We start from the raw sequence: 4,914 nt of genomic DNA, 5'->3' as shown, positions 1-4,914 counted from the left end.
TGAGCTGTGCAGGATATTTTGAGAGAGCTGGGTAATGATGGGAGAAGGTGTGGGTTTGATAAATCTGAAGAGCTTCTACTACCTCGTGAATTAAGGAGAATAGAATGACTGCATATACTATTGCAACGCACCCCGTTAAGGATTTTGATAGCTGGAAGGCTGCTTTTGATAGCGGTCTTGAAATGAGGCAAGCGGCAGGTGAGCTTTCTGCAACCGTGATTAGAGGCGGAGATGACGGTAATCAGGTTACTGTGATCAATACTTGGACAAGCTTAGAGCAGGCAAATGCAATGCTGAATAACCCTGAGATGAAACCTATGATGGAGGCAGCTGGAGTCCTTGAATTTCCCACCATTATTATGGGAAATTCAGTTTAAGGATAAAACTCTAGCCAAGCAATCAAAGGTTAGTTACGCATAGTTACTTGAAAGAATTCGGATATGCTCAGGGGTAATTCCACAGCAACCTCCGAGGATAGTAGCCCCTGAAGCAATCCAATCACGTGAATATTCCAGGTATTTCTGAGGGTCAGTACCCGCATGGTCGGTTTGATTGGTTGACGGGTCTCCTCCATGGGAATAGGCACCTAAAGGCAAGTCAGTGCAATTTCTTAGCTCTTTCAGAGCATCTGCCGTAATTTCTGGCGGTGAATGCATTATGCAATAAGCTTCTACATTAGGAGACAAAGTTGCATGAACTGCGTCTTCTATTGTTTCGCTTGCATGCCTACCAGCCAGTCCTAAATATAAGTGACCCCCGAAGTCCTCGCAGGACAAACCAACCCATACGGGGATCTCTGTTGGGTTCAGTGCCTTAATCGCGGCTTTTAAATCCAAGGTACGTGTGAACATTTCCATGAAAATTAAGTCGACTCCAGCATCAATTAGTAGTTGTACTTGCTCTTGGTAATCATCAAGGGCATCTCTATATGAAGGAAGAATCTCTGGGTGTCCCTTGGGTTCGAATGCAGAAATAGAACCTGCAATCAGAACAGTATTTTGCGCACTACAGAGTTCCCTTGCTTCCATTGCTAGTTTTACGGAAAGTTGGTTTATCTCTGCAGTCTGGGTGTCTAACCCGTCTATTGCTAAAGTGGCTCTGCTAGTTGAGAAAGTATTGGTAGTGATGATTTTCGCGCCAGCACGAATGTAGTCTGCGTGTATATCCCTTACCAGGCCTGGAAAGGCTATATTGGCATTTGCCGACCATGAAAGTGCAGGATATATCGGGACTCCGCGCCTGGAAATTTCCGTTCCGGTGCCTCCATCAATAATCGTTACTTCTTTCATTTACATACACCCTCAGCAACGTTATCGCTTGCTTATATACGATTCTAAAAAGCGTAAAAAAATAGTTTCTTCCCAAAAAAGAAATTTAATCGCAGTTCAGTTTTCTTAGCTACTCGAGACTTTAGCGCTTACGCATGGACCGGAAGATCTTTGACAGAATCAGGCCTACTGCAAAAGCCCCTGCTAGAGTTAGGAAAGTTTCCATAATTTTACGCCTTTAGTAATAGCGAAAGCGATGCTTCCTAGGAATCCAGCACTACTTTCATCACCTGTGTTTCCATTTTTATACCAGCTTCTTCTCTAATAGCCACCACTTCTGGTTTCGTCATGAATTCTTTCATTTTTTCCGCTGATTCAACGTTCATACAAACGTGTACTATTTCTGGGTTATCGGCCTGTACGCCGGAAAACACTTTTGTAATTCCCCATTCATTCCTATCCGCTTCATGAGCATCAAAAACACTTTTCCAATGTTCATAGCCCTTACTTGTTTCGAATTGCAAGATTACTTTCATATTTGCTCCTTGAATTGAAGATTTGAGCATCATTCAACTACTTTTCTCTCAACGCAACAATACTACTAGTTATCGCAATCATCATTCAAATATAAAATTACCAATTGAGTTCTAGGCGTTCAATTGAGGTACTATGGCAGCGTGATGAAAGCATTAGTTGAAATAAAGTCATTAAACCTTCATAGAAATGGGAGCCTGCAGGCAATTTTTGGGTCCTCAATGCTTATGATTATGGGTGCAAGCCTGGTGTACCCAATTCTTCCCGTGATTGTAGATGCACTAAAAGTCCCAGAAGAGCACATCGGCTGGGTATTAAGCTCCTTCGCTCTTCCTGCAGTGTTTCTAGCGCCCGTCGCAGGGTTCTTAAGTGATTTTTATGGTCGCAAATTCATATTGGTATCTTGCCTCTTACTCTATGGATTGTCCGGAGGACTGATTGTTTTAGCTGACTCTTTCACAATTTTATTGGTCTTAAGGTTCCTTCAGGGTGTTGCGTATGCGGGAATTATGCCGCTGGTAGTAGTGCTGATTGGAGACACTTTCAAAGGGGAGCAGGAAGCCACTGCCCAGGGTATGAAAGTAGTACTTGATCGAGTTGCATTGCTAATGATTCCAGTAGCATCCGGTTTACTAGGCGCTATTGCATGGCAAATGCCTTTTGTTCTGTATTTTCTTGCAATACCAATTGGATTAATCGCCTGGGTCAAATTACCCGAGACGTACCTTGAGCGTAATTCCACTACCATGAAATACGTCAGGGAAGTTTTTGATAAATCGATTCGACCTAGGTCACTGATCATTTTTTCAATGAGTTCGTTGCGTTTTTTTGTAGAATTTGCATATTTCACTTACCTACCTCTGTTTGCTATTTCAAGCCTTGGCGTCGGTGTTGATCGCGGAGGCTTTTTATTTACAATTTTTGCTATTGGTGCAATAGCTACAGCCTCTCTGGTAAGAATGATCAGCTCTCGGATGGGCCCAATGCATTCAGTGACAATAGGGTTTGGAATTCAAGGTGTTTGCCTTATTTCAACATGTTTTGTCACCAGCATATGGCACCTTGCCCCTGTCTTATTAATCTTTGGTTTTGCTAATGGTGTTATTTCACCTACTCAAAAAAGCTTATTAACACAAAGCGTCAGGGCTGAGCTTCGTGGCGGTTTCGTTGCAGCAGACAGAGTCGCACAAAACAGCGCCAAATTTATTTCGCCGCTAATAGCAGGTTTCATTGCGGCCCTCACATCAATCCCCACAATGTTCTTGTTGCTCGGGCTAATGACATGCCTCTGGGCAATTACCGTGAGCTTATTTGTACTTCTAAATTTGATTGAAAAGAAGGACTAAAAAGCAGGGACTGCGACCCGGTACCAAACAAGATCAACAGCCCCCTAAGCAAAACGGAAGTAAGTTTAGCCGTAGTGCCGTCCTGCTATTGTACTTGATTCTATTGATTTGATCAGTTTTGGAGGGAATTAATTTTTCAGCATTTGAATTTCGAATAAACAGTTCTGAGGCGCCATGAAGGTTCGTCAAATGAGTTATTCGTATTTTGATAATATTTTTCATTTATGCGAGTGATTTTGTTCTCAGTCCCATCAATCAAGTAGCGCTGCTCTCTCTTGGAAGCAGGCCTGAAGTGGTCCTTGTCTTCCTTAGCATTTGGGTTATTACCTCGGCTCTTTGATAATTCCAGTGAGAGAACAATAATCCCAGCGGAAGTCCTCTCTTCAACTTCCCAATGGCGAAATGGCTGATGATAAGTACCAGATCCCTTTAAGTCGCAGTTCTCATCCTCTTCCCTAATCCATTCTTTCAAATATTCGATGGCTTCTCCATTCGTAAAAAGTGCCGCTGGAGCCTTATCAGGCTCACCTATCCCAGTTTCGTTATCACAAGCAACGCCAATAGCGAGAAGTGTCGCAGCTATCGCCAATATCATCATGAAATAAAAGTTTTTTCGCATAGCTAAAATATTAATTCAAACAGCCAGATAACCACTAAGCCTGCCAGCAAAGTGAGCACGATAGATTTAGAAATCAAAGCAATCAAAATAGCAACCAGAGCCGCAAATATTTTGGGATTATCACTTAAAACTATATTGCTATCTTGATCAATTAGAACCGCATTGATAACGATAGGAGTTAATACTGCTATTGAAACATACTGCAGCCCATTCTGAACAAATCTTGGTAATTGCCTTGGCATCAGTCCTGACAATGGTAAAAATCTAGTACTGAATGTGACTACGCCGGAAAGAAAAATCACGCCCCAGATCATTGCTTAACCTTCCCGAGGTTAGACAGCAACACCCCTGCAGCGATAGCAATTAAAGCAGAACCAATAATCCACAAATTCCAGGGCAAATCTTTCAAAATAACGGCCATCAAAGCGCTAATCAAGAATACCGCCAGCTTCGGTCTATCTTTAATGGATATTGCTACTACTGCAATAAATGTCAGGGGTATAGCGAATTCAAGATTTAAAGATTCTGGGACAAAATGACCGGTGAAAATGCCAAGGAGTGTTCCAATTTGCCAGGAAAACCATAAGGTTAGCCCGCTGCCCAGCAAATGGTAGTGCATGTTCTTAGTTTTTTCATTTTCAGAGAAGCGTTTGTATGAAACAGCAAAGGATTCATCAGTAATAAGATAGGCAAGTAACAATCTCCACCGCAATGGTAGCTCTCTCAAGTATTCGGACAGGGAAATGCCATAAAGAATATGTCGCAAATTCACTATTCCAACAGTCCCAATAATTATTGACGCCGGAGTCAGGGTGGCTATTAATTGCGCAAAAACAATTTGGCTGGCTCCAGCAAAGACTATCGATGACAATAAGAAAGTCTGGAGCTGAGTTAGCCCACTCTCCGCTCCTAAAATTCCGAAAGCAAGGCCAAAAGGAAATACTCCAAGCTGCAAAGGCATTTCGGCAAAGCATCCATTTTTAAATTCTAAAAATCGTGACATCAGTACAACTATATATTTTTAGTATGTGTTACCGGTGGTTTAGCAATATATGCTGAAATCGCACATATAACAGGCATTGCTATGCTAAATAGCAAAACCTTTTCATAAGAACCCATCAAATCAAGACCTAAAGATAATGGCAAA

The 4,914-nt window shown here is 42.1% G+C and carries 7 protein-coding genes; 2 read left to right on the top strand and 5 right to left on the bottom strand.

The window, feature by feature from the left end:
- The first annotated feature begins 104 nt into the window (after positions 1 to 104).
- Positions 105 to 377 carry an antibiotic biosynthesis monooxygenase gene (locus tag MK127_08245; protein MCH2532781.1) on the top strand — a complete coding sequence of 91 codons (273 nt, stop codon included), beginning with the start codon at positions 105 to 107 and terminating at the stop codon, positions 375 to 377.
- A 33-nt stretch (positions 378 to 410) separates the two neighbouring features.
- On the opposite strand, the gene MK127_08240 is transcribed toward MK127_08245, so the two are convergent.
- Positions 411 to 1,289 carry a homocysteine S-methyltransferase family protein gene (locus MK127_08240; GenBank protein MCH2532780.1) on the bottom strand — a complete coding sequence of 293 codons (879 nt, stop codon included), beginning with the start codon at positions 1,287 to 1,289 and terminating at the stop codon, positions 411 to 413.
- Between the two features lie 242 nt (positions 1,290 to 1,531).
- Entirely contained in the window at positions 1,532 to 1,804 is a 273-nt protein-coding gene (locus MK127_08235) for a DUF3764 family protein (GenBank protein ID MCH2532779.1), read from the bottom strand.
- A gap of 144 nt (positions 1,805 to 1,948) precedes the next feature.
- Here MK127_08235 and MK127_08230 point away from each other — a divergent pair, with 144 nt between their 5' ends.
- A complete protein-coding gene (locus tag MK127_08230; GenBank protein ID MCH2532778.1) occupies positions 1,949 to 3,148 on the top strand; it encodes an MFS transporter in 1,200 nt (399 codons plus the stop codon).
- A 136-nt stretch (positions 3,149 to 3,284) separates the two neighbouring features.
- Here MK127_08230 and MK127_08225 read toward each other — a convergent pair whose 3' ends face one another.
- From MK127_08225 to MK127_08215, 3 genes are read right to left on the bottom strand one after another with little or no spacing between them, the layout of a single operon-like run.
- Entirely contained in the window at positions 3,285 to 3,767 is a 483-nt protein-coding gene (locus MK127_08225; GenBank protein ID MCH2532777.1) for a hypothetical protein, read from the bottom strand.
- Between the two features lie 2 nt (positions 3,768 to 3,769).
- Positions 3,770 to 4,081 carry an AzlD domain-containing protein gene (locus tag MK127_08220; GenBank protein ID MCH2532776.1) on the bottom strand — a complete coding sequence of 104 codons (312 nt, stop codon included), beginning with the start codon at positions 4,079 to 4,081 and terminating at the stop codon, positions 3,770 to 3,772.
- Entirely contained in the window at positions 4,078 to 4,770 is a 693-nt protein-coding gene (locus tag MK127_08215) for an AzlC family ABC transporter permease (protein ID MCH2532775.1), read from the bottom strand. Before MK127_08215 ends, MK127_08220 begins: the two co-directional genes overlap by 4 nt.
- Positions 4,771 to 4,914 lie beyond the last annotated feature (144 nt).

It is taken from the genome of Dehalococcoidia bacterium, from assembly GCA_022449765.1.
Classification (GTDB): Bacteria; Chloroflexota; Dehalococcoidia; order Lucifugimonadales; family Australimonadaceae; genus UBA2963.
This window is presented reverse-complemented; position numbering and strand designations above follow the sequence as displayed.

Coding starts and splice junctions, on each gene's coding strand:
- MK127_08245 (MCH2532781.1), top strand. CDS start 105: ATGACTGCATATACTATTGCAACGCACCCCGTTAAGGATTTTGATAGC.
- MK127_08240 (MCH2532780.1), bottom strand. CDS start 1,289: ATGAAAGAAGTAACGATTATTGATGGAGGCACCGGAACGGAAATTTCC.
- MK127_08235 (MCH2532779.1), bottom strand. CDS start 1,804: ATGAAAGTAATCTTGCAATTCGAAACAAGTAAGGGCTATGAACATTGG.
- MK127_08230 (MCH2532778.1), top strand. CDS start 1,949: ATGAAAGCATTAGTTGAAATAAAGTCATTAAACCTTCATAGAAATGGG.
- MK127_08225 (MCH2532777.1), bottom strand. CDS start 3,767: ATGCGAAAAAACTTTTATTTCATGATGATATTGGCGATAGCTGCGACA.
- MK127_08220 (MCH2532776.1), bottom strand. CDS start 4,081: ATGATCTGGGGCGTGATTTTTCTTTCCGGCGTAGTCACATTCAGTACT.
- MK127_08215 (MCH2532775.1), bottom strand. CDS start 4,770: ATGTCACGATTTTTAGAATTTAAAAATGGATGCTTTGCCGAAATGCCT.